At 73.1% G+C, this 22777-nt stretch carries 22 protein-coding genes; 6 read left to right on the top strand and 16 right to left on the bottom strand.

Annotated features, from left to right (window positions below):
• Positions 1 to 41: 41 nt before the first annotated feature.
• The 5 genes from ABZ930_RS15555 to zapE form a co-directional block, all read right to left on the bottom strand.
• Complete coding sequence (locus ABZ930_RS15555) at positions 42 to 305, bottom strand: WhiB family transcriptional regulator (RefSeq protein ID WP_361547411.1); 264 nt, start codon at positions 303 to 305, stop codon at positions 42 to 44.
• A gap of 68 nt (positions 306 to 373) precedes the next feature.
• On the bottom strand, positions 374 to 1258 hold the full coding sequence (locus ABZ930_RS15550) for an ABC transporter substrate-binding protein (RefSeq protein ID WP_361547408.1): 885 nt from the start codon (positions 1256 to 1258) through the stop codon (positions 374 to 376).
• Positions 1259 to 1326: 68 nt separating this feature from the next.
• Positions 1327 to 2220 carry a polyphosphate kinase 2 family protein gene (locus ABZ930_RS15545; protein ID WP_361547405.1) on the bottom strand — a complete coding sequence of 298 codons (894 nt, stop codon included), beginning with the start codon at positions 2218 to 2220 and terminating at the stop codon, positions 1327 to 1329.
• A 54-nt stretch (positions 2221 to 2274) separates the two neighbouring features.
• Positions 2275 to 3675, bottom strand: coding sequence for an alkaline phosphatase PhoX (locus tag ABZ930_RS15540; RefSeq protein WP_361547402.1), 1401 nt, complete (start codon positions 3673 to 3675; stop codon positions 2275 to 2277).
• A 92-nt stretch (positions 3676 to 3767) separates the two neighbouring features.
• Positions 3768 to 4862 carry a cell division protein ZapE gene (gene zapE, locus ABZ930_RS15535; protein ID WP_361547399.1) on the bottom strand — a complete coding sequence of 365 codons (1095 nt, stop codon included), beginning with the start codon at positions 4860 to 4862 and terminating at the stop codon, positions 3768 to 3770.
• A gap of 37 nt (positions 4863 to 4899) precedes the next feature.
• On the opposite strand from zapE, the gene ABZ930_RS15530 reads away from it, so the two are divergent.
• The 4 genes from ABZ930_RS15530 (at position 4900) to msrB (ending at position 8244) form a co-directional block, all read left to right on the top strand.
• Entirely contained in the window at positions 4900 to 5694 is a 795-nt protein-coding gene (locus ABZ930_RS15530; protein ID WP_361547396.1) for a pyrimidine reductase family protein, read from the top strand.
• 142 nt (positions 5695 to 5836) lie between these two features.
• A complete protein-coding gene (locus tag ABZ930_RS15525; RefSeq protein WP_361547393.1) occupies positions 5837 to 6310 on the top strand; it encodes an indole-3-glycerol phosphate synthase in 474 nt (157 codons plus the stop codon).
• A 114-nt stretch (positions 6311 to 6424) separates the two neighbouring features.
• Positions 6425 to 7834, top strand: a complete 1410-nt coding sequence (murC, locus tag ABZ930_RS15520; protein WP_361547390.1) for a UDP-N-acetylmuramate--L-alanine ligase — start codon at positions 6425 to 6427, stop codon at positions 7832 to 7834.
• Between the two features lie 5 nt (positions 7835 to 7839).
• Positions 7840 to 8244: a peptide-methionine (R)-S-oxide reductase MsrB gene (gene msrB / locus ABZ930_RS15515; RefSeq protein WP_361547580.1), complete on the top strand. Its 405-nt coding sequence runs from the start codon at positions 7840 to 7842 to the stop codon at positions 8242 to 8244.
• 10 nt (positions 8245 to 8254) lie between these two features.
• Here the strand turns inward: msrB and ABZ930_RS15510 are convergent, their stop codons facing one another.
• The 10 genes from ABZ930_RS15510 to ABZ930_RS15465 all read right to left on the bottom strand — a co-directional run bounded on the left by ABZ930_RS15510 (position 8255) and on the right by ABZ930_RS15465 (position 18806).
• On the bottom strand, positions 8255 to 9166 hold the full coding sequence (locus ABZ930_RS15510; protein ID WP_361547387.1) for a hypothetical protein: 912 nt from the start codon (positions 9164 to 9166) through the stop codon (positions 8255 to 8257).
• Positions 9167 to 9201: 35 nt separating this feature from the next.
• Entirely contained in the window at positions 9202 to 9630 is a 429-nt protein-coding gene (locus ABZ930_RS15505) for a hypothetical protein (RefSeq protein ID WP_361547384.1), read from the bottom strand.
• A complete protein-coding gene (locus ABZ930_RS15500) occupies positions 9627 to 10337 on the bottom strand; it encodes a vWA domain-containing protein (protein WP_361547381.1) in 711 nt (236 codons plus the stop codon). The genes ABZ930_RS15505 and ABZ930_RS15500 overlap by 4 nt, the downstream gene beginning before the upstream one ends.
• Positions 10338 to 10351: 14 nt before the next feature.
• Positions 10352 to 11485, bottom strand: coding sequence for a lipopolysaccharide kinase InaA family protein (locus ABZ930_RS15495; protein ID WP_361547378.1), 1134 nt, complete (start codon positions 11483 to 11485; stop codon positions 10352 to 10354).
• A complete protein-coding gene (locus ABZ930_RS15490) occupies positions 11482 to 12630 on the bottom strand; it encodes a serine/threonine protein phosphatase (protein ID WP_361547375.1) in 1149 nt (382 codons plus the stop codon). The genes ABZ930_RS15495 and ABZ930_RS15490 overlap by 4 nt, the downstream gene beginning before the upstream one ends.
• On the bottom strand, positions 12627 to 13877 hold the full coding sequence (locus tag ABZ930_RS15485; RefSeq protein WP_361547372.1) for a hypothetical protein: 1251 nt from the start codon (positions 13875 to 13877) through the stop codon (positions 12627 to 12629). Before ABZ930_RS15485 ends, ABZ930_RS15490 begins: the two co-directional genes overlap by 4 nt.
• 69 nt (positions 13878 to 13946) lie before the next feature.
• Positions 13947 to 16157 (bottom strand): hypothetical protein, encoded by a 2211-nt coding sequence (locus ABZ930_RS15480; protein WP_361547369.1) that lies wholly within the window; start codon positions 16155 to 16157, stop codon positions 13947 to 13949.
• A 98-nt stretch (positions 16158 to 16255) separates the two neighbouring features.
• Positions 16256 to 16651, bottom strand: a complete 396-nt coding sequence (locus ABZ930_RS15475) for a hypothetical protein (RefSeq protein ID WP_361547367.1) — start codon at positions 16649 to 16651, stop codon at positions 16256 to 16258.
• Positions 16652 to 16782: 131 nt separating this feature from the next.
• Positions 16783 to 18021: a cytochrome P450 gene (locus tag ABZ930_RS15470; RefSeq protein WP_361547364.1), complete on the bottom strand. Its 1239-nt coding sequence runs from the start codon at positions 18019 to 18021 to the stop codon at positions 16783 to 16785.
• Positions 18018 to 18806, bottom strand: a complete 789-nt coding sequence (locus ABZ930_RS15465; RefSeq protein ID WP_361547361.1) for an alpha/beta hydrolase — start codon at positions 18804 to 18806, stop codon at positions 18018 to 18020. The genes ABZ930_RS15470 and ABZ930_RS15465 overlap by 4 nt, the downstream gene beginning before the upstream one ends.
• Before the next feature lie 169 nt (positions 18807 to 18975).
• Here ABZ930_RS15465 and ABZ930_RS15460 point away from each other — a divergent pair, with 169 nt between their 5' ends.
• Positions 18976 to 19830, top strand: coding sequence for a pentapeptide repeat-containing protein (locus ABZ930_RS15460; protein ID WP_361547359.1), 855 nt, complete (start codon positions 18976 to 18978; stop codon positions 19828 to 19830).
• Positions 19831 to 19842: 12 nt separating this feature from the next.
• On the opposite strand, the gene ABZ930_RS15455 is transcribed toward ABZ930_RS15460, so the two are convergent.
• The gene (locus tag ABZ930_RS15455) at positions 19843 to 20301 is read right to left on the bottom strand and encodes a hypothetical protein (protein ID WP_361547356.1); all 459 of its coding nucleotides are present in this window, start codon (positions 20299 to 20301) and stop codon (positions 19843 to 19845) included.
• Positions 20302 to 20462: 161 nt separating this feature from the next.
• Between ABZ930_RS15455 and cyc2 the strand changes: the two genes are divergently transcribed.
• Positions 20463 to 22769: a germacradienol/geosmin synthase Cyc2 gene (gene cyc2, locus ABZ930_RS15450; RefSeq protein WP_361547353.1), complete on the top strand. Its 2307-nt coding sequence runs from the start codon at positions 20463 to 20465 to the stop codon at positions 22767 to 22769.
• Positions 22770 to 22777 lie beyond the last annotated feature (8 nt).

Below are 22777 nucleotides of genomic sequence, written 5' to 3'. Positions count from 1 at the left end.
AAATGAGATTATTCGGTCATCGTCGCGGTGGGCTCACCCGGTCAGCGGGCCCGGGCCTCCCGCCCGCCGCGCATCCGCCGCGCGGCTCTGATCAGCCGGGCCCGCTCCCGCTCCGTGGTGCCGCCCCACACTCCGTTGGTCTGCCCCGTGGCCACGGCCCAGTCGAGGCATTCCGTGACGACCGGACATCGGCGGCAGATCTGCTTCGCCGCCTCGGCGTCGTGCACGGCGGGCCCGGCCGAACCGACCGGGAAGAACAGCTCCGGGTCCTCGTGGGTGCACGCGGCCCAGTCCAACCACTCCATTTCCGTCTCCCTCAACGGCATCTGGACTGCCGCGCGGGTGCCCGGAACCCCGAGAGCGGAAACCTGTCTCAGCCGTCCCCGCGCAAGGCCTCGGCGAGCCGCTCGAAGAACGCGGCGTGCGCGGTGGCGCTGGCCGGGGTCTCCGGGTTCCACGGCAGTACGACGGCCCGCTCGGCCACGGCCGCCCAGTGGGCGTCACCGGCGTACACCGCGGACGGCGCCGCGTTCGCCCGGGCGTCCAGGAGCACGACGTCCGGGGCGAGTTCGGCCGCGTCGGCCCAGGTTCCGGTGTGCCAGTTGGCCCCGGGCCCCTCGGGTGGCTCGACGGTGTGCACCCCGAGGCCCGTCAGGGCGCTCAGGTCGGGCCACTTGCCGGGCCGCGCCAGATGGACGCTGTCCGGACCGCCGGGCGACAGCGCCAGCACCCGGGCCGTACCCCGAGCGGACGCCGCGAGCTCCGCCAGGCCGGACTCCGCCCGGGTCAGCGCGGCCAGCGCGTCCGGTCCCTCCGCCGTGCCGAGCGATCTGCCGAGTTCGGCGAACCGTTCCCGCACCCCGGCGAGGGTCCGTCCCTGTCCCACGTCGATCACCACGACCGGGACGTGCTCCTCCAGATGCTTCGCCGTGTCGGGCTCGATCCCGTAGACCTGCCCGCCCCCGTAGGTGAGCGCGACCACCAGATCCGGCCGCACCGCGAGCACGTCGTCCAGGCCGAGCCCGGCCCCGGCCCCCAGATACGGCACCTCGCCGAGCGGCAGCGAGCCGGACTTGGCCCGGTCGGCGCTGTCCCCGTCGTGGTACGAACCGAAGATCCCCACGGGCCGTGTCCCGAGATCCCACAGGCTCGCCCCGGCCTGTATGTAGGCGACGACGCGCGCCGGTGTGTCGAGCGAGGCCGCCAGGTGCCCCCGGTCGTCCGTGAACTCCCATGACTGTGCGGAAGGTTGATTCATATCGCCACCCTGCCCACGGGGCACGGCGGACATGTCCGCGACCGGTTCTCCCGGCCCGCCCGGTGCGGTCAGTCCATCGCCAGCAGCCGCCGTCGGCAGTCCGCCACGTCGAACTCCGCCTTGGGGTACTGCGGATCGAGCGCCTCCAGATGCTCCAGGAGCAGCGTGCTGACCGCCCAGTTGCGGTACCACTTGCGGTCCGCCGGGATCACGAACCAGGGCGCCGCCTCCGTCGAGCAGCGCTCCAGCGCGATCTCGTACGCCTCCTGGTACGCGGGCCACAGCGCGCGGTCCTCGATGTCGCCGGGGCTGAACTTCCAGTACTTGTCCGGGTTGTCGAGCCGTTCGAGCAGGCGGCGCTTCTGCTGCTCGTACGAGATGTGCAGGAAGCACTTGATCACGGTGACGCCGTCGTCGGCGAGGGTCTTCTCGAACCGGTTGATCTGCCCGTAGCGGCGCCCGAGCGCGGCGCGCGGCACCAGCTCCCGCACCCGGGCGACGAGCACGTCCTCGTACTGGGACCGGTCGAAGATGCCGATCTCGCCCGGCTCCGGCAGCTCCTTGACGACGCGCCACAGGAAGGGATGGTTCAGCTCCTCCTTCGTGGGGGCCTTGAACGCCTTGATGCGGCAGCCCGACGGGTTGAACTGGCCGATGACGTGCTTGACCGTGCCGCCCTTGCCGCTGGTGTCCATGCCCTGGAGGATCAGCAGGACCCGGCGCCGGTCGCCGGCCGAGCCCGCGGCCCACAGCCGCTCCTGGAGCCCGGCCAGGCGCACGCCGAGCTCCGCGGTGGCCGCGATCCCCGACGCCTTGTCCCGCGGCCCCGCCGGTGTGGCGGCCGCGTCGTATGCCGAGAGGTCCACCCGCTCGCCCCCGGGGACGCGCAGCAGCTCGCGCAGCGCGGGCGCCGCCTTCTCGGCACCGCCCTTGCCGCCCTGCTTGTTCTTGCCCTTCGCCACCGCGCGCCCCTTCCGGTCAGGTCCTACGATCCTGCGTCGGTCCCGGCGCCGCCGCTACTCGTGCCAGGGGCCGGTCACCGCGAACGTCGTCCCGGGCGTGTACACGTTCACGTACATCGTCTTCCCGTCGGGCGCGAAGGTGACCCCGGCGAACTCGCCCCACGCGGGCTCCTCGGCCGTCCCGATGTTCTGCCGCCCGCGCGCCATCGGGTACACCTCGCCCCTGCGGGTCACGCCGAAGACGTGCTGCGCCCCCTCGCCGTCCTCGCACACCATCAGGCCGCCGCTGGGCGCCAGACAGATGTTGTCCGGTTCCTCGCCCGGCAGCTGGACGTCGGTGCCGGGCCCGAAGACGACGACCAGGGTCAGACGGCGGGACGAGGGGTCGTAACGCCAGATCTGGCCGAAGTGGTCGGCGGCCGAGCCCTCGCGGCTGCGCGCGTACGACGACACGAAGTAGACGCAGCTCCCGCCCCAGTAGCAGCCCTCCAGCTTCTGGGCGTGGGTGATGCCCCGCGGGCCGAAGTCCTGGTTGCGGATCGCCGTGGTGGCGGCCAGCGGGTCGGGTACGTCGACCCACTCGATGCCGCCGAAGGTGGCCCCCGTCTCCTGGACCGCCGACAGGTCGGGCACGCCCGGCACCCGCATCGCCTGGAGCGTGCCGCCCGCGCGCAGGGAGCCGAGGCCGCCGCGTGGCCTGTCGGGCAGGAAGCGGTAGAAGAGGCCGAACGGCTTGTCGAAGGCGTCCTCCGTCTCGTAGACGACGCCGCGCCGCGGGTCGACGGCGATCGCCTCGTGCTGGAAGCGGCCCATCGCGGTCAGCGGCACGGCGCCCGAGCGGCGCGGGTCGACGGGGTCGACCTCGAAGATGAAGCCGTGGTCCTTGGTGTAGCCGTTGGTACCGGCCCGGTCCTCGGTCTCCTCGCAGGTCAGCCAGGTGCCCCACGGGGTGGGCCCGCCGGCGCAGTTGACGGCGGTGCCGGCGATGGCGACCCGCTCGCCGAGGACCTCGTTGTGCCGGTCGAGCGTGAGCGCCGTACAGCCGCCCTTGGCCATCGGGTCGTACGTGATCCCCTCGACGGTCGGAACCGCGATGCGGCCGGTGACTCTGTTCTCGTGGTTGCGCACGAGACGCACCCGGCCTTTTTCTCCGGCGAAGGCGGCCATCCCGTCGTGGTTGCTGGGCACCTTGCCCTCGCGCGAGCGCAGTTCGTCGCCCTCACGGGACAGGACCTTGTAGCGGAACCCCTTCGGGAGGTCGAGCAGACCGGCCGGGTCCTCGACGAGGGGGCCGTATCCGGCGCGGCCCTGCGCGGCGGCCGAGCCGGTGAACAGCTCGGACAGCTCCCCGGCGAAGGCGATCCCCACCCCCAGGGCGCCGGTGCGGGCGAGGATCTGACGTCGTGTCGCGGACTGTCGTGCATCAGTGGTGCGCGCATCAGTGGTGCGTGACATGGGTGCAACCTCCTGCTGGCGGACAGGAACTGTGACCCGGCTGTGTCTACCACGTGTCCGCGCGCCCCGGCAGACGGCCGGGGCGCGGTACCTCAGGCGTCGACCAGCCCCTTGGCGTCCCGGGCCAGCGCGGTGAGCCGGGATATGGCGCGGAAGTACTTCTTGCGGTAGCCGCCGTTCAGCATCTCCTCGCTGAACAGCCGGTCGAACGGCTCGCCCGCCGCGAGCACCGGGATCTCCCGGTCGTAGAGCCGGTCGGCCAGGACGACCAGGCGCAGCGCCGTGGACTGGTCGGGCACGGCGGACACGCCGGTCAGGCAGACCGCCGTCAGATCGTCCGTCAGCGCGCCGTACCGGCTCGGGTGCACCCGTGCGAGGTGTTCGAGGAGCTGCGGGAAGGCGTCGAGCGAGGCGCCCTCGGTGGCGTACGCGGCCCGGGTGACCTGCTCGTCCGAGAACGGCGGCGGAGCCTCGGGCAGGCCCCGGTGGCGATAGTCCTCGCCGTCGATGCGCAGCGGCCGGAAGTGCGCGGACAGGCCCTGGATCTCGCGCAGGAAGTCCACGGCGGCGAACCGGCCCTCGCCCAGCTTGCCGGGCAGCGTGTTGGAGGTGGCGGCGAGCGCGACGCCCGACTCCACGAGGCGGGCGAGGAGCGAGGAGACGAGGACGGTGTCGCCCGGGTCGTCGAGCTCGAACTCGTCGATGCACAGCAGACGGTGTCCGCCGAGCGTCTTCACCGTCTGCTGGAAGCCGAGGGCGCCGACCAGGTTCGTCAGTTCGACGAAGGTGCCGAACGCCTTGAGCGCGGGCTCGGCCGGCGTCGCGTGCCAGAGGGAGGCGAGGAGGTGGGTCTTGCCGACGCCGTAGCCGCCGTCGAGGTAGACCCCGCGGGGGCCGGTGGGGGCGGCCGGCTTCTTGGCGAACCACTTCCGCCTGCCCGAACCGGAGGAGTGCGCGCCGCCGAGTCCGGCGGCGAAGGAGCCGAGGACCTCGACCGCCCGGGTCTGGCTCGGCTGGTTCGGATCCGGGAGGTAGGTGTCGAAGCGGGCCGACGCGAAACGGGGCGGCGGCACCATCTCCGCGACCAGGCGCTCCGCGGGGACGTGCGGCTCGCGGGCGCACAGGGAGTGCGGGGAGGCGGGGGCGGAAGGCCCGTGGGCGGAGGACGACTGGGTGGAGGACGACACAGCTCATCAGCTTAATGGCCGTGCCACACTGCACGTCATGCGACGCCTGTTCCCTGTGACGTACGAAACAGCAGATCACCTGGGCCGGGAGGAGCCCCGCGGCGGCGAGTGGAGCCTGGACGCGCTCGCCGACGCCTACGCCTATCCGGCGGAGGCCGCCGGGCGGCCGTGGCTGCGCGCCAACATGGTCTCCACGCTCGACGGCGCCGCCCAGCACGACGGCCGCTCCCAGCCGATCTCGAACGACACCGACATGCGGATCTTCGGCACCCTGCGCGGCCTCGCCGACGTGGTGGTGGTCGGCGCCCAGACCGTCCGCCAGGAGGGATACCGGCCGGCCCGCGCGCGTGAGGCGTTCGCCGCCCGCCGCGCCGCTGCCGGGCAGGGCGCCGCCCCGTCGATCGCGGTGATCAGCGCGAGCCTGGACCTGGACTTCACCCTCCCGCTGTTCACCGAGCCCCTGGCCCCCACCTACGTGATCACCGGCTCGGGCGCTCCGGCCGACCGGATCGAGGCCGCCCGCGCGTCGGGCGCCGAGGTGCTGCTCGCCGGCGAGGGCGCGACGGTCGCACCGGGCCTCGCGGTCGCCGCGCTCGCCGAGCGCGGGCACCGGCGGCTGCTCACCGAGGGCGGGCCGCGGATGCTCGGTCAGTTCGTCGCGGGCGGGGTACTCGACGAGCTGTGCCTGACGGTGTCGCCGATGCTCACCGCCGGCGATGCCCAGCGCATCGCGGGCGGCTCCGCCCTGCGCGTGCCGGAACGTTTCGAACTGGTCTCTCTGTTGGAGGAGGACGGTTTCCTGTTCACCCGATACGGTCGGAGGCGACACTGAACGGAATGATCTGTTCCGTTTAGTCTTCGCTGGGCACACTAAAACTCGCAGACCCCGTGCGGTGACGGGGCAGGATGGTTTCCGCAGTTCCGCAGGGACCCGTCGAAGGACGGCCCACGGTAGGAGAAGAAGGGCGCCCGTCGTGTTCACGAGCGTATTGATGATCGAGAAGGCCCTGACGTCTGCCGACGTGGAGTTTGTCACCACCTTGCACGGTGACGAAGAGGTCGCCTTCCATGTGCTGCTCCAGCCCCGTGGCGACCAGGCCGACCGGCTGCTGCGGGCCATCGACGACGTGGCGATGGGCGAGCTGGACGAGGCGGCCCGCGAGGGCGAGGTCCCCGAGGGGGACGAGGCCAAGGGCCCCGCCGAACAGGCGCTCCAGGTCTCCCTGACCGCCCTGCACCAGGCGGGCAGCGCCGCGCAGGGCAGGCTCATCGAGGACCACCCGCTGAACGCGCTCAAGGCGCTGGTCGACGAGGTGGGGGCGGACGAGGTGATCGTGCTGACCGACCCGCACTACGTCGAGGAGTTCTTCCACCGCGACTGGGCCTCGCAGGCGCGGCACAAGGTCGGCGTGCCGGTCCTGAAGCTGTTCTCGCACAGCAAGGCGTAGCACGGGCCGTGCGGGGTGCGGGGCGGCCGGTCCCGAGGCAATAGGCTGGGCCCGGTCCGTGGCCGTACGCGCCGCGGATCACGACGCACCGGAAACCTCAGGGGAGTAACACGCATGGCACCCGGCCTTCCGCATTCCAGCGCCGCCATGGAGCGACCGCACTTCATCGGCATCGGCGGCGCCGGAATGTCGGGCATCGCCAAGATCCTCACCCAGCGCGGCGCGCGCGTGGCGGGCAGCGACGCGCGCGATTCCGCCACGGCCGGGGCCCTGCGCGAGCTCGGCGCCACCGTGCACATCGGGCACGACGCCGCGCACGTGGCCCCCGACACCAGCTGTGTCGTGGTCTCCTCCGCGATCCGCGAGGACAACCCCGAGCTGGCCCGCGCCCGGGAACTCGGCATCCCGGTCGTGCACCGCTCCGACGCCCTGGCCTCCCTCATGGACGGCCTGCGCCCCATCGCGGTGGCGGGCACCCACGGCAAGACGACCACGACGTCGATGCTCGCCGTGTCGCTGACCTCGCTCGGCCTCGAGCCCTCGTACGCGATCGGCGGCGACCTCGACGCCCCCGGCTCGAACGCGCTGCACGGCGCGGGCGACCTCTTCGTGGCCGAGGCCGACGAGTCGGACCGCAGCTTCCACAAGTACACGCCGGAAGTCGCGATCATCCTCAACGTCGAGCTCGACCACCACGCCAACTACGCGTCGATGGACGAGATCTACGAGTCCTTCGAGACGTTCACCACGAAGATCGTCCCCGGTGGCACGCTGGTGATCGCCGCCGACCAGTCGGGCGCCGCTGAGCTGACCCGCCGCATCCGCGACACCACGTCCCTGAAGGTCGTCACGTACGGCGAGTCGGAGTCGGCGGACATCCGCATCCACAAGATCACCCCGCGCGGTCTGACCAGCGAAGTGACGGTCCTGCTCGACGGCAAGCTGCTCACCTTCACCGTCTCGGTCCCCGGCCGCCACTACGCCCACAACGCGGTCGCGGCGCTCGCGGCGGGCGTCGCCATGGGCATCCCGTCGCGCAACCTGGCCGGCGCGCTGAAGTCCTACACGGGCGTCAAGCGCCGCCTCCAGCTCAAGGGCGAGGTGAACGGGGTCCAGGTCATCGACTCCTACGCCCACCACCCCACGGAGATGTCGGCCGACCTCGAGGCGATGCGCTCGGCGGCCGGTGACGCCCGGCTGATCGTCCTCTTCCAGCCGCACCTGTTCTCCCGCACCCAGGAGCTCGGCAAGGAGATGGGCGACGCCCTCGCCCTCGCCGACGCCTCGGTGGTCCTCGACATCTACCCGGCCCGCGAGGACCCGATCCCGGGCATCACCAGCGACCTGATCATCGACGCGGCCCGGGCCGCGGGCGCCGACGTGCAGGCCGCCCGGTCCGCTGACCGCGACGCCGCCGTGGCCGCCGTCGCGGGAATGGCCAAGCCGGGGGATCTTGTTCTCACCATGGGCGCGGGCGATGTCACCGACCTCGGCCCGCGGATCCTGGACCATCTGAAGGGATGAGCGACATGGCGTACGACGTCGAGAAGCCGGACGAGCAGTGGCGCGCGGAGCTGAACCCGGCGGAGTACGCGGTACTGCGCCAGGCCGGCACCGAGCCCGCCTTCACCGGTGAGTACACCGACACGAAGACCAAGGGCGTGTACTCCTGCCGCGCCTGCGGCACGGAGCTGTTCACGTCCACCGAGAAGTTCGAGTCGCACTGCGGCTGGCCGAGCTTCTACGACCCCAAGGACTCGGCGGCCGTGGAGCTGATCGAGGACCGGTCGCACGGGATGGTGCGGACCGAGGTGCGCTGTGCGCGCTGCGGATCGCACCTCGGCCACGTGTTCGAGGGTGAGGGGTATCCGACCCCCACGGACCAGCGCTACTGCATCAACTCGATCTCGCTGAAGCTGGAGCCCGCCGAGTAGGCGGCAGCGGTCACCGAGGAGACGGTTCGGGGGTCACCGTCTCCTCGCCGATCTGCGCCTCCGACTTGTAGATCGTCACCAGATCCCCGTGGATGACGTAGCGGTACGGGTCGTTGGTCGCCTCGTAGCCGTCGCCCGTCGTCGTCGCCCGCATGGCGATGCCCGCCTCGCGGTGGTCGCTGAACTCGCCGTAGTAGTACAGCTCCCCGGCCGTCGTGCGGCAGAGCGTGATCTGCTTGTTCTCCGTGCGGTACGCCTCGACCAGCTCGGCCCCGCCGCCCGAGGGCAGCTCGTCGGCGATGCGCGTCGGGCAGGCCGCGACGGTGCCGGAGCCGTCCGTGCCGTCGCCGCCGGAGTCGTGCGACTTCAGGTAGGTCTGCGCCCCGAACAGCAGAGCGCCCCCGACGACGAGCGCGATCAGACAGCCCCCGCAGCCGTTCGGCTTCTTCCTCGGCGGGGGCGGCGTCCAGGGCGCCGGGGCCGGGGGCGGCGCGGGCGCCGGGAGCGGTTCGGTGGGGACGTAGCCTGTCGACACGGTCGGCGGCGGATGGAACAGGCTCTCCGGGCGCGGGCTGCTCGCGGCCGCGGCGGCGGTCTTCCTCGGCGGCGGCCTCTTGGGGGCCCGCTTGGCCGGTCCCTTCTTCCGCGCGACCGGTTTCGCCGCCGACTTCCAGCCCGCGCCGCAGACCAGGCAGGTCGTGTCGTCCCCGGTGTTGTTCGTGTCGCACATGGTGCAGCGCCAGGCCGCGGAAGGCCGGGGCTGCGCGGGCCGCTTCGCCGCCGGGCGCGGGGCGCTCCGGCGGGGCGGGGCGGCGGCGGGGCCCGGCGCGCGCCGGCCGCCGCCGCAGATCGTGCAGGACTTCTCCGCGGGAGCGTTGAAGGTGTCGCAGTCCCCGCAGCGCCAGTTCTCCGTTGCCGCCACCCCTGATCACCTTTCCTGGCCCGGCCGCCGGGGCCTCAGTGCGGATCGTTCTCGATCCGGTCCATGACATGGGCGAAGAGCTCTCCGGACTCCGGTCCCGCGGGCGCGAGCAGCCAGCCGTCCTCCTCGCCGGGTACCTGTTCGAGGCGCACCGTTTCGTCCTCGTCGGCGGGACGGTCGGGCACACCGTGCTCGTGGTGCAGCGCCCCGACCAGCTCCCGCGCCCCGGGCACCTCGGCGGCGGGAACCGTGACCCGGACCACGACCAGGTCCGCCGTCTCCCTGCGCGTCGTGCGGAACCGGAACACCAACTGGCCCTCGCCGTCCGGCGACCGGTGGCGCAGCGAGACCTCGGCGCACTGCACGACCGAGAACTGGGAGAAGGAGATTCCCTCCCACGCGAGCTCCAGACACCCCTCGGCCAGGGTGATCTGGCAGTCGTCCCAGCCCAGTCGCCGTTTCACAGGCTGTTCGCGATCGTCTCGATGATCTCGTCCATCTCGAACTCCTCCAGTCCCTCGCCCGCCTTCGACTCGAAGTGCAGGGTGAGGTCCCACTCCTCGGAGATCGGGTCCTTCCACGGATCCTGGTCCGGAGCGAACAGCACGAGCCGCTTGGCCGACTGCTCCATGACGGCGGTCTGGCTGCGGGCGTATCCCCACTGCTCGAAGAGGGCGTCGATGCTGCGCGGGATGTGCGCCGGGTACGACTGCGCGGACGCGCCGACCGTGCCCAGCGGGTGCGCGGGCGCGTCCGTGAACATCACGATGACGTGCCGCCTGCGGTCCAGACCCGTCTCCCAGCGGGAGTTGATGGCGAGGGCGAGCGCTTCGAGGCCCGACTCCGGGATGTCGCCGCCGCCGCCCGCGTCGATGCTCCGCACGAACCGCTCGAAGTCCGCCGCCTGCTCCGGCAGGCGCAGGAACTCGGTCTGCTCGATCGCCGACGCCGGATCGTCGCCGAAGTCACGGAAGGCGATGGTCTTCAGCCGCAGCTGGCTGATCGCCTTGCCCTTCTTCGCCATGACGTCGTTCAGCCGGTCGTGGAACTGCAGGGCGCTCGCCTTCACGGTGTCGAGGACCGGGTACATGCTCCCGGTCGCGTCGATGCAGAACACGATGTCGACGGCGTACTGAAGATTGCCCTGGTACTGGTCGTTGCTGGCATTCATGGACGGCTCCTGGTTCACGGTGCGTTGCGGTCCCGGCGCCGGTCGCCGAGGTTGATGCGGACCCGGGAAGAGCGGGGCGAGCGGGGCGCGGCGGCCGGCTCCGGCGCGGGCTCGGCCGGGGGCGCGGACGGGCGGGGCGCGGGCGCCGGATCGCCCGTCCGGGGCTTGAAGTTGGCGCGGATCCGGCTGGTCCGCGTCGGTGACCCCGTGGGGGCGGCCGGTTTCCGCTCCGGGGCCACGGTGCCGGGGCGGCGGTGCCGCAGCGCGCAGACGTCCGGGTCCGACAGGGTCTTCAGATACGCCGTCATGCCGGGCCTGCGCTTCGGGTCGCCCTGCGTCATGGCCCGCAGCAGCTCCTGGATCACGTCGGACAGCCGCGGATCGAGCCGCAGCCGGTCGCCGCCGTCGACCGCGTCGGCCGGGGAGCCGAACCGCGCGTCGTGGCGCGGCAGTTCACCGGTCAGGTACAGATGCGTCATCAGGCCGAGCGCGTACACGTCGACCGCGCAGGTCAGATCACCGGCCGAGGCGGAGCCGTCCTCCCGCAGATAGCGGCGCCACTCCGGAGCCCCGTACAGCGAGTCGCCGGAGATGTCCGCGGGCGCGGGCGGCTTCCCGGCGACGTAGCTGTCGTCGAAGTCGATCAGCTTCGCGGTGTGGAACGCCGCGTCGTCCCGCTTCTGCACCAGCACGTTGAGCGGCTTGAGGTCGCCGTGCACCACGTCGATGTCGTGCAGCTGCTTCAGACTGGTCCCGAGCGTCTTGAGCAGCACCATCTTCTGGCGCGGCTCCAGCGCCTGCGGCTTCTCCAGGCTGGAGGTGTCGATGCGCTCGGTGACCTTGTAGTACGTGCTCGCCTCGTGGAAGAAGTCGGTGGCGAGCACGAGATTGCCGCCGCCCCGGGCGTCCGGGCGCAGCCGCTTCATGATCGTGCGGTGCCGCTCCTCGAACTCCAGGGCCAGCTGCCGCCGGATCCGCAGGCTCGGCGAGTCCCGGGCGTCGTCCTTGGGCCGCTTCGGCTCCAGGAACTGCTTGATGAAGTACGCCGTCCCGGCCTTCTCCGCGAAGGCCCAGATGCACTTGCCGCCGCCCGCGTTGGTGGGCGCGGTGGTGATGCGGTAGCCCGCGATCACCTCTCCTTGTTTCATGCGGACTCCTCGGGCGCGGGCGGCAGATGCCTCTCGTAGTCGGGGCGGTACGCCCGCCAGGTCTGTTCCTGCCACGCCTTGATCCCGGCCGCGGCCTCCCGCGGGTCGGCGCCCTGGCCGGGCGCGCCGTCCAGGGCGCCCGGCCGGCCCAGCGTCAGCTGATCGGTCAACTGCCCCCGTCGGGGCGCGAAGTCGGCCCGCAGCTCGCCGAAGTCCCGGTGGCCGAGGGCCAGCAGCGCGAGCGAGGCGTCGTCGGCCGTGTACGCCTGCACCTCGCGGCGCAGCAGATCGGCCCAGCTCAACGCGGAGTCCGCCTGTTCCAGCGTGCGCAGCAGCAGGTGCTCGAACTCGCCGGGGGTGTGGACGTAGCCGAAGAAGCCGTCCGTGGCCACGACCAGCACGCACGGCAGCGGCAGTGTCAGCGTCCGGGCGGCGACCTCGAACTCCCGGTCGGCGCAGACGAGGTTCGTCATCGGCGGGTCGCTGCGCAGGAGTTCCAGGGCGTCGCTCTCCCGGGTGTGGTCGCGGGTGAGCACGTGCAGCCCGCTGCGCGGCAGCAGCGCGTAGGCCCGTGAGTCGCCCGTCCACAGCGCACGGACGTCTGCCTCCGTCTCGTCCTTGCCGACCTGGTAGTGCAGTGCGGCCAGCGTGGTGGGCAGCTGGCGGCGCATGGTCCCGCTGATCTTGCTCTGCCGTTTCGGCGCCTGCTCCAGGAAGTACTTCACGTAGGCGTGCAGCGAGTCCTGGTCGGGGTCCTGGCGGTCCCGTACGACGTCGTGGAACCAGCATTCGGTGGCGAGCCGTGCCGCCCGCGCGCCGACCCAGGCGCCGGTGCGCGCGGTGCCGTCGGGCGTCTGCCAGGCCGGGGCCGCGCCCGCGCCGCCGGACCCGTCGAAGACGCCGAGCAGGCCCTGCGTCGAGTCCCAGTGGTGGCAGAGGAACGGCTCGGCGTCCTCGCCGCGGCCCGGGACCCGCTCGGTCCACACGGACACCGCCTGGACCGCGCCGCGGCCGAAGCCCCAGTAGAGCTGGGGCACCGGGCCACGGCCAGGTGCGGGGGCGCCCGGGCCCGGTCCGGCCGCAGGCGGGAGGGTCGCCGCCGCGGACCAGGAGGCCGGCAGCGGCGGAGGAGGTGGCTGGTTCATCGCGGCTCCCTGCCGGGATCGGTGGTGCGGCGTGCGGCGGTGCCGCGCACCCGGCTCGCCCTCGGCCCCGCCGGTTCGGCGGCGCGTGCGGTGTGCGCGGTCGGGGACGGCTGCCCGGGGCGGCGCGGTGGCGACGGGGCACCGTCGCGCGGCGGCAGCGGCTCGTCCTCCGGCGGCGCGTCCGGCGCCGGGCGGCGGCCGGTGCCGCGCAGCCGGGGGCCGTCCCGCAGCACCTCGCCCTTGAGCGTCGAGGGCCGGGGCGCGCCGCCGGGACCGTCGGGCGCGGACGACGCGCGCGCACCGGGCGGGTCCCCGGCATCCGGGTACCCGGCGCCCGGATCCCCGGCGCCCGGGTCTCCGGCGCCCGGTTCCAGGGCGCGGGACAGGGATCCGGTCAGTCGGCCGCGTCGGGTCGCCGTCGAGAACAGGCCGTCCCCGCCGCCGCGCAGCACCTCGTCGAGGACGGCGCGCTCCAGCTCGGTCTGCTCGAACGGCTCCCGGTCGGCGTCGCCGCGCTCCAGGACCATCCGCATGACCTCGCGCCTGACCTCGCGCTGCTCCGCGTCGCTCTTCTCGATCCAGGCGAGCGCGGCGCGCGGCCCCTCCTTCTCCATGATCTCCGCGATCAGGCCGTCGACGCCCTCCTCGCGCATCATCTCGACGTGCCGGGTGCGCCGCATGCGCGAGAGCCGGGTCTCGCGCTCGACGTCCCTGAACTCCCGTCCGCTGGTGACGATCTCGTCCTCGTCGACCAGCAGCTCGACGTGGACGCCCCGCAGGCGCACGGCGTCGTCGCCGGCGAACGACGCCACCGCGCCGTTCAGCGCGCGCTCCGCCTGGTGGAACTCGGCGATGTCGTAGTCGCGGGCCACCTCGCGCAGCGTCTTGCGCACGAACCCGTACAGGGCGCCGCTCATGTCCCGGATGCCGCGGGCCACGATCTTCGCCGGGTCCGTGACCCCGCAGATCAGGTCGACGCGGCTGCGGAAGGAGAAGGTGGGGTCCCGGCTGAGCAGCGGGACGTCCAGGACGAGCCGGTGCTCGCCGAGGTCCACGGTGTGCACCGAACGGTAGCCGCCGTACCGCGCCGAGGGGATCTCCTCGCCGCTGCGGACCGTCAGCGACGGGCCGCTGTCCCTGACCAGGACCAGCGCCCGGCCGGGGTCGGGCGGGCGCAGCGGACTCGTCAGACGCCACCTGGACAGCTCCGTGACCTCCAGGACGGGGTCGTAGGTCTGTTCCTGCATGGTCTGTCTGTCACCTCGCTCTCTCGTATCCGTCTCCGGTGTCCATCTGTCGTGTGCTCCGTACGGGGATCAGACCCGGCGGCGCAGTACGGCCGAGCCCGACGACGGCCGGTCGCGGTCCGCCGCCCATTTCTCCAGCCACCAGCGCAGCCGCTCGCGGTGCTTGCCCGGCCGGCGGGCCACACCGCGCAGCAGCTCCGCGATGTCGTCGAGCGCGCCGGGGCACAGCGGCGCGAAGGTGTCGATCCACTCCCGCAGCGCGGGCAGCGCCGCGTCCTGCACCGGGCTGCGGGCCAGCGCCCGCGCCCACAGCTCGGTCAACTGCGCGCTGTGCGCGCGGAACCGGCTGAGCAGGACCGGCACCCCCGGCACCCCTCTGACGGTCTCCGGGGTCCCGGCCGGACGCTCGTACGGCCGGGACACCGCGAAGACGAACGCGGAGAGCGTCTTGTTGACCATGGGGGAGTGGTCCTGCGGCGCGGACCACTCCAGATGGGCGTCCAGGAGCGCGGACGCCTGCCCCTGGTGCAGCAGGTGGACGCCGCCCCACGCCACGTACGGCAGCGTTCCCCAGTCGTCGCCCCGGTCGAGCGCCGCGCGCAGCACCTCGACGGCGCGGTCGGGCGCGGCGCGGCCGAGGAGGGTGCCCACGGCGTTCGCCGCGGTCCCCGCGAGCCGCCGCTCGTACGCCGAACTGCCGCCGCGCGCCCAGCCGTCCAGCAGCTCCCAGACGGCGTCCGCGGACGCGGGGCGGCTGCCGGCCACCCCGAGCGCGGTCGCCGCGCCCTGCCGCTGCGGCCACGACGTGCTGCCCGCCCACGCGGTGAGGAACCGGTGCACCGCGTAGTGGTGGTCGGCCCAGGACAGCACTCCGGCGGCGACGGAGGCGCGGGCCCGCACCTCCAGGTCGCGGTGGCCGAGCAGCCGCCGCAGCCAGTCGAGGACGGCGTTCCGGCGCCCGTCCAGGGTGGTCCACGCGTGAATCAGGACCGCCTGGCCCAGCAGCGGACTGCGGAACCGCACCAGGGGCGCACCGTCCGCCGCGTGGTCGACCCCGATCCACTGCTGCTCGTGGCCGAGCCGGTCGGCGAAGCGCAGGTCGGGCGGGACCGGTTCGGGCGGGGTCAGCGCGGCGTGCAGCTTCACCGCCGCCTCGGCGACCGTGAGGTAGCCGCTGCCCTCCAGTACGGCGGCGGCGAGCGCGAAGGCCACCGCCGCGGGCGATCGGTGCTGCTGGAACCAGGCCCTGACCTGGTCGCTCGGATCACGCAGCGCCGCGACCGTCGCGGCCAGGTCGCCGTCGGCGGTGATCACGGACGCGAGCCGTACCGCGTGCCGGGCCGCGGGCTGCTCGCGCAGGGCGCGGGTGGCGTCGCAGGAGTCCAGGAGCGCGCGCAGCCGGGCCCGCGCCTCGGGCTCGGGGCCGTGGCCGAGCACCCGCCGCTCCAGCACGAGGAGCGGGTCGAGCGGAGCGAGCGCGTACCGGCCGTACGGCTCGGTGCCGGCCTCCCCGGTGGCGGCGAGCGCCAGGTCGTGGCCGCCGGTCAGGACGAGACGGCAGCCGGACGCCCGCAGCGCGGCGGCGAGCGACGTCAGCCGCCGCACCCCGAACGGCTCGGCCCCCGCCGGGCCCTCGTCGACCTCCGCGAGATAGCCGCAGTCCTTCGCGGGCGGCGTCCAGCCGGGGTCGGCCAGGACCGCCGGATCGAGCAGCCGGTGGCAGCCGCCGTCCCGGGCCCCGCCGAGCGCCACGGCCTCGGACAGCAGATTGACGGCGGTGGCCGCGCGCCCGCTGCCGGGCGGTCCGGTCAGCACGAGCAGCGCCTGCTCGCCCAGGTCGCCCAGAGCGGTGTCGTACCCCGGGGGCTGCACGAACAGCTCGGTGTGGTCGGCCAGTTCGACGGCGTCGAGGGCGACGGTCGCGCCGGAGCCCCGGGCCGGACGCCCGCCGCCGGTGTGGAAGCCGCCGCCGAAGCTGACGGAGTCGTGGAACAGGGCGAGCGTGCCGATCCGGGTCCCCGCCGCGTCGTCGCCGAGCCGGGCGGCGATCAGGTCGGCGATCGCGGCGGCCCGCCGCGCCTCGGAGCGCTCCGCCTCGTCGGGCCCGGCGCCCGCGGCGAGCGAGCGCAGCGCGTCCTGCTCGCTGACGGGCCCGTCCCGCTCCTCGTCGAAGGGGCGGGGCCCGGTCCCGGGTGACTCCGCCGCGGCGGGTGCGGAGTCCGTGGGAGCGCCGTCGGCGTCGGCGGCCGACCGGGGCTCGGATGCTGCTTCCTCGTCCAAAGGATCTCGGTCTTCCGTGCGGGGCACCGGTCCTGCGGACGGCAGGCGTCAGGGACGCGCCGACGGCGGACGGTCGCGGTGCGGACGGTGAGCGAAGGCTAGGAGATGTTCCAGTCGCCCTGGATCTCGACCTTCTCGTTGAACACCGTGGCGTTCTTGATGACCCCGGCGCTGACCTGCGACCCCTTGGTCCGGGCGGCCTCGGCCTCGGCCACGACGCGGCGCAGCTCCGCCTCGAAGGCGTGGTCGCGCAGCATGTGCGCGGCGAGCAGGCGCTCGAGGTGCGCCAGGGCGCCCTCGTCGTCGGGCGCCCGGGTGACCCCCTCGAGCGCGGCCTCGGCGGCGTGGTCGCCGCGGAACCGCGCGCGGAGGCGCTCGAGCAGCCGGGCGCCCCCGGCCCAGCCCGCGCGCCCGGCCTCCTGGGCGGCGCTCTCCAGTGCTCCCTTGGCCACGAGCGCGACGCTCGCGGCGGCGACAGCCGTTACCGGATCCATCTCGTTCCCCCGATTTCGCCCCCACGGTCCACCAACGTGCGTGAACCGAGCGGCCAATGTAGGACGCACGAGTGGCGGGAAAACGGGACTTTGCGCTTCTTGCCCGAGTTCGACCGAAGGCGACTGGCCCGTCAACTCGGCCTTACCGGAAGTGTCTTGATTCCGTTGATGAAGTTCGACACGAGGCGGCGCGGCGTCCCCGCGAGCGTCAGCTCGGGCAGGGCCCGCCCCACCTCCTCGTACAGCACGCGCAGTTGGAGCCGGGCGAAGTGCGCGCCGAGGCAGACGTGCGGGCCGTCGCCGAACGACACATGGGGGTTCGGGGTGCGGGTCAGGTCGAGGGTGAAGGGGTCGGGCCAGACCCGTTCGTCGTGGTTGGCGGAGGCGTGCAGGACGACGACCTTGTCGCCCCTGGCGATCCGGACGCCGGCCAGCCGGGTGTCCTCGGTGGCCGTGCGGCGGAAGGTGAGGACGGGCGGATGGCGGCGCAGCAGCTCGTCCGTCGCCGTCGTCGGGTCCACCGCTCCGGTGCGCAGCCGCCGGTACGCGGCCGGTTCCCCGGCCAGCAGGGCGAGGGCGCCCGGGGCCGCGCCGCGGACCGTGTCGTTGCCCGCGACCGTGAGCAGGAAGAAGAACATCTGCCGTTCGGACGCGGTGAGTTCGGGGTCGGCGGCGAGCGTCGTCAGCACGTCGTCGGCCGGGTGCGCCCGCTTGTGGGCGGTCAGTTCGTCCGCGTACGCGAACATGTCGGCCAGCGCGGCGGGCGAGCGCGGGTTCACCCGTGGGCCGTCCTGGGGATCGTCCGCCGCCTCGTCCGGGTCCTGGTATCCGATGACGCGGCGCGTCCAGTCCAGCATCAGGGTGCGGTCCGACTCCGGGACGCCGAGCAGATCGGCGAGGTTGAGCAGGGCGTAGTCGTCGGTGACCGTCGCGACCAGGTCCACCACGTCGTGCCCCGCGACCGCCTTGGTCAGTAGGGACGCCGCCCGCTCCCGGGCCGCCCGCTCGAAGGCCTCCACCCGGCGCGGCGTGAACGCCCGGCTCACCAGGCGGCGCAGCCGTCCGTGCGCCGGCGGGTCCTGGTTCAGCATCATGGAGCGGATGAAGGGCAGGTCAGCGGGGTCGGGGTCGCGGATCTGCGTCGCGCCCAGCGCCGAGGAGTACGCCGAGGAGTCCTTCAGGACCCGGACGACGTCCGCGTGCCGGGTCACCGCCCAGAACCCGGGCCCCTCCGGCCAGCCGAGGACCGCCGGCTCGGCCTGCCAGGAGACCGGACGGTGGTCGCGCAGCACGCGGTAGCGGTCGTGCGGGACGCCGTGCGCGTACACCCGCGGGTCGAAGACGTCGGGGATGTCCGGCCGCGTCGTCATGCCCGGTCCGCCCGCAGGAAGTCCTCCGCGACCCGGATCAGCGCGAGCGGTGCCTCGTCCATCGCGTAGTGCCCGCACACCGGCAGGTCGACCAGCTCGCCGCGGACGAACCAGCGCAGCCACGTCGCCCGCATCAGGTCCGCCGGGAGCGCCGGGTCGAGCTGACCGGTCACCGCGAGCGCCGGCACCGTCGAGCCCTCGACACCCGTGTGGAAGTCGTCGCCGGTCCACGAGTCGAGCCAGCTCCGGAACGCCTTGGCGTCGCTGCGCTCCAGCGAGCGGCGCACCATCCGGTCCAGCCAGGCAGCCGGGCGGACGCCGCCCGTGGTGACGTCGAGGATCGCGCGCCGGTTGCCCGGCCTGGTGTCCGCCGTCGAGAACAGCTCCCACTGCTCGGGCGGCAGCGGCAGGCCCGACGCGGGAACCGGCGAGACGCCCACGAGACGGCGCACCCGCTCCTCGGCCGCCGCCACCACGCGCTGCGCCACACTGGCGCCCATCGAGTGCCCGATCAGCGAGAACCGCCGCCAGCCGAGCCGGTCCGCGAGGTCCAGGACGTCCGCGGCGCCCTCGGCCGTCGTGTACGCGCCCGGCACGTCCTTCGCCTCGCCGTAGCCCCGCAGGTCCACGAGCGCGTACTGGAACGTCTCGCGGTCCAGATCGGGCACGATCGGCGCGAACGCGGCACGGTCGGCGAACCAGCCGTGCACCGCGATCACCTTGTGCGGCCCGTCGCCGTGCAGCTCGTGCGGGAGCCGGAACGCCGACTCCGACGACGGCTGCAAGGGCGATCGGGCAGGACGGGGGGAACGGGGGGAGTGGGGGGAGCGGGAGGAGTGGGAGGAGGCCACGTCGACTCCTGGAGGTCTGGGGCGGTGCCGGTCGCGTCCACGGTTGCGCGCCCCCGGGCCCCCCACAAGGGGGCGTACGCCGTCGATCGGTGACAATGGGGGCGTGACCTCCTCCGGCTCCGCTTCCGAGCCCGCCTCCGACCGCACCGATCCGCGTGCCGCCCTGCGTGCCGACTGCGGCAGCTGCTTCGGCCTGTGCTGCGTGGCGCTGCCCTTCGCCAAGTCCCACGACTTCGCGGCGGACAAGAACGCGGGCACGGCCTGCCGCAACCTCCAGGAGGACTTCCGCTGCGGCATCCACGCGCGGCTGCGCGACGAGGGCTACCGGGGCTGCACGGTGTTCGACTGTTTCGGCGCCGGGCAGAAGGTCTCCCAGATCACCTTCGAGGGCGTCAGCTGGCGCGAGCGGCCGCAGACCGCGCGCACCATGTACGAGGTCTTCCCGGTGATGCGGCAACTGCAGGAGCTGTTGCGGTACTTGACCGACGTCCTGGACCTGCCGCGCGCCGCCCCCGTGCACCGGGACGCGCGCCGCGCCCGCACCGACATCGACCGCCTCACGCGCGCGGGCGCCGACGAACTCCTCGCCGCCGACGTCCCCACGATCCGCGCCGACGTCAACACGCTGCTGCTGAAGGCGAGCGAACTGGAGCGCGCCGCCGTTCCGGGCCGCAAGAAGAACCACCGCGGCGCGGACCTGATGGGCGCCCGCCTGCGCAGGGCAGACCTGCGCGGCGCCAATCTGCGCGGCACCCTCCTCGTCGCCGCCGACCTGACCGGAGCCGACCTGCGTGCCGCGGACCTGATCGGTGCCGACCTGCGCGATGCCCGGATCGAGGGCGCCGACCTGCGCGGCGCCCTCTTCCTCACCCAGGCCCAGCTGAACGCGGCGCGCGGGGACTCGGCCACCCGCGTCCCGGACGATCTGACCCGCCCCGAGCAGTGGAGCGCCCGGTAGCAGGAGCGGGCCTCACCGGCGCAGGGTGTGGAACTCGCACCGGTCCGGGTCGGACGTGTACATGTACAGGACCGGGTGGGCGCGGGTGCCGCTGACGTCGTACGTCAGGACGGTGCCGCCGCCCTCGGGGGCGGCCGGGTCGTCGAGGAAGTCCAGGTCGAGCCGGAGTCTGCCCTGCTCCATGCCCGGCGTGAGCGACCACGTGCCGTTCGAGAGACCGGGCCGCTCGTCGGGCGCGAGATCGCCGAACGGGGTGGCGTCGGCGGGCCAGTCGGTGAGGGTGGCGGCTCCCGCGGCGCGCAGTTCGAGGTGTCCCCTCGGGTCGCCGCGCCAGCTCCCGACGAGGTCGGACGAGGTCAGCCCGGCGGGCGAGGGGCCCTCGGGTCCGCACGACTCGTAACGGGTCATGCACCCGCTCGCCGCCATGGCCAGAAGCGTGAGCGCGCAGGAGAAGACAGCGGTACGGAACACGGAACCCCCCAGGTTTTTGAACGTGTTCAACCGAGTGGCAGCGTACCCCGCGCGCGCCGCCGATTCCCCGCCGGGGCCCGTTTCACTCCTCGTTCACGCGATGGTGCGATCATCTCCCCGCCCGCGGATGCCCGTTGACGGTCACGGGTAGGGCCGCGCACATGACTGAGCAGTCCACCGCCGCGGCCTCGCAGCCGTTCCAGTTGCCGCGCTTCTACATGCCGTACACGGCACGCCTCAATCCCCATCTCGACGAGGCCCGCGCCCACTCCACCGGCTGGGCCCGGGAGATGGGCATGCTGGAGGGCTCCGGCGTCTGGGAGCAGAGCGACCTGGAGGCCCACGACTACGGACTGCTGTGCGCGTACACGCACCCCGACTGCGACGGCCCCGCGCTCTCCCTGATCACCGACTGGTACGTGTGGGTCTTCTTCTTCGACGACCACTTCCTGGACATGTTCAAGCGCACCAACGACCGCGCCGCGGGCAAGGCCCACCTCGAACGCCTGCCGCTGTTCATGCCCATGGATCTCGAGGACCCGGCGACCGCGGTGCCCGAGCCGGAGAACCCGGTCGAGGCCGGGCTCGCCGATCTGTGGCGGCGCACCGTGCCCGCCATGTCGATGGACTGGCGCCGCCGCTTCGCCGAGTCGACCGAGCACCTGCTCAACGAGTCGATGTGGGAACTGTCCAACATCGACGAGGGCCGGATCGCCAACCCCGTCGAGTACATCGAGATGCGCCGCAAGGTCGGCGGCGCCCCCTGGTCCGCCGGACTCGTCGAGTACGCCACCGCCGAGGTCCCCGCCCCCGTCGCCCGGTCGAGGCCGCTGCGCGTCCTCATGGAGACGTTCTCCGACGCCGTGCACCTGCGCAACGACCTCTTCTCGTACGAGCGCGAGGTCCGGGACGAGGGCGAACTCTCCAACGGCGTGCTGGTCCTGGAGACCTTCTTCGGCTGCACGACGCAGGAGGCGGCGCGTGCCGTCAACGACGTGCTCACCTCACGGCTGCACCAGTTCGAGCACACCGCGTTCACCGAGGTGCCGACGCTCGCCGCCGACAAGGGGCTCACCCCGGACCAGGTCGCGGCCGTCGCCGCGTACACCAGGGGCCTCCAGGACTGGCAGTCCGGCGGCCACGAGTGGCACCTGCGGTCCAGCCGCTACATGAACAAGGGCGCGGTGCGCGAGCGCGGCCCGCTGGACGGCCCCACCGGACTCGGGGCCCGGGGCACCGATGTGCGGGCGCTGTTCGACGCCCTCGGGGTCGAGCGGCTGCGGGCCTACACCCACGTGCCGTTCCAGAAGGTCGGCCCCTCAATCGTCCCCGACCTGCCCCTGCCGTCCGAGCTGCGGCTCAACCCCGCCCTCGACGGCGCCCGCGCCCGCCTCCTGCCCTGGGCGCACCGCATGGGCATCCTCGCGGAGGGCGTCTGGGACGAGGACCGGCTCGCGGCGGCCGACCTCGCCCTGTGCGCGGCGGGCATCGACCCGGACGGCACGCCCGACGCGCTCGACCTGAGCACGGCCTGGCTCGCCTGGGGGACGTACGCGGACGACTACTACCCGCTCGTCTTCGGCGGCCGGCGCGACATCGCCGCCGCGAAACAGTGCACGGAGCGGCTGTCGGCCTGCATGCCGGTCGCCGGCGAACCGGTCCCACCGCCCGTCAACGCCATGGAGCGCGGCCTCGTCGACCTGTGGGCGCGAACGGCCGCGGGGATGAGCCCCGAGCAACGGGCCACGCTGAAGCGGGCCGTCGAGGCGATGACCGAGAGCTGGCTGTGGGAGCTGGCCAACCAGGCGCAGAACCGCGTCCCCGACCCCGTCGACTACCTGGAGATGCGCCGCGCCACCTTCGGCTCCGACCTCACCATGAGCCTGTGCCGGCTCGGCCACGGCCCGGCCGTGCCGCCCGAGGTGTACCGCAGCGGGCCCGTGCGCTCCCTGGAGAACGCGGCGGTCGACTACGCCTGCCTCGTCAACGACGTCTTCTCTTACCAGAAGGAGATCGAGTACGAGGGCGAGCTGCACAACGCGATCCTCGTCGTGCAGACCTTCTTCGGCGTCGACTACCCCACGGCCCTGCACATCGTGCACGACCTGATGACCCAGCGCCTTCAGCAGTTCGACCACGTGGCCGCGCACGAACTGCCCGTCCTGTGCGAGGACCTCGGTCTGGGCGCGCCGGCACGCGAGGCCGTCGACGGGTACGTCCGGCAGTTGCGGAACTGGATGGCGGGCGTCCTCAACTGGCACCGGGAGGTGGACCGTTACCGCGCCGGGCACCTCGCCGCCCGCGCCCACGGCTTCCTGCCGGGCCGCGTCCCCGCGTCGCCCGTCCCTTCGGCGGCACCGGGTTCCGGATCCGGTTTCCGTATCTTCTCGTCCGGAATGACGGGTTCAGGGAACTTTGCCGGGGTGCCCGGGGTCTTACAGGGTGAGACGGCCACTGACCGGCCGTAAGACCGGGG

It is taken from the genome of Streptomyces sp. NPDC046716 (assembly GCF_040645755.1).
Lineage (GTDB): Bacteria > Actinomycetota > Actinomycetes > Streptomycetales > Streptomycetaceae > Streptomyces.
Note: the sequence above shows the minus strand (reverse complement) of the source record. Positions and strands in the feature narration are given on the sequence as shown.

Excerpts from the sequence above, each read along its gene's own strand:
- ABZ930_RS15555 (WP_361547411.1), bottom strand. The coding sequence starts at position 305 with ATGGAGTGGTTGGACTGGGCCGCGTGCACCCACGAGGACCCGGAGCTG.
- ABZ930_RS15550 (WP_361547408.1), bottom strand. The coding sequence starts at position 1,258 with ATGAATCAACCTTCCGCACAGTCATGGGAGTTCACGGACGACCGGGGG.
- ABZ930_RS15540 (WP_361547402.1), bottom strand. The coding sequence starts at position 3,675 with ATGTCACGCACCACTGATGCGCGCACCACTGATGCACGACAGTCCGCG.
- ABZ930_RS15530 (WP_361547396.1), top strand. The coding sequence starts at position 4,900 with ATGCGACGCCTGTTCCCTGTGACGTACGAAACAGCAGATCACCTGGGC.
- murC (WP_361547390.1), top strand. The coding sequence starts at position 6,425 with ATGGCACCCGGCCTTCCGCATTCCAGCGCCGCCATGGAGCGACCGCAC.
- msrB (WP_361547580.1), top strand. The coding sequence starts at position 7,840 with ATGGCGTACGACGTCGAGAAGCCGGACGAGCAGTGGCGCGCGGAGCTG.
- ABZ930_RS15500 (WP_361547381.1), bottom strand. The coding sequence starts at position 10,337 with ATGAATGCCAGCAACGACCAGTACCAGGGCAATCTTCAGTACGCCGTC.
- ABZ930_RS15495 (WP_361547378.1), bottom strand. The coding sequence starts at position 11,485 with ATGAAACAAGGAGAGGTGATCGCGGGCTACCGCATCACCACCGCGCCC.
- ABZ930_RS15490 (WP_361547375.1), bottom strand. The coding sequence starts at position 12,630 with ATGAACCAGCCACCTCCTCCGCCGCTGCCGGCCTCCTGGTCCGCGGCG.
- ABZ930_RS15485 (WP_361547372.1), bottom strand. The coding sequence starts at position 13,877 with ATGCAGGAACAGACCTACGACCCCGTCCTGGAGGTCACGGAGCTGTCC.
- ABZ930_RS15475 (WP_361547367.1), bottom strand. The coding sequence starts at position 16,651 with ATGGATCCGGTAACGGCTGTCGCCGCCGCGAGCGTCGCGCTCGTGGCC.
- ABZ930_RS15470 (WP_361547364.1), bottom strand. The coding sequence starts at position 18,021 with ATGACGACGCGGCCGGACATCCCCGACGTCTTCGACCCGCGGGTGTAC.
- cyc2 (WP_361547353.1), top strand. The coding sequence starts at position 20,463 with ATGACTGAGCAGTCCACCGCCGCGGCCTCGCAGCCGTTCCAGTTGCCG.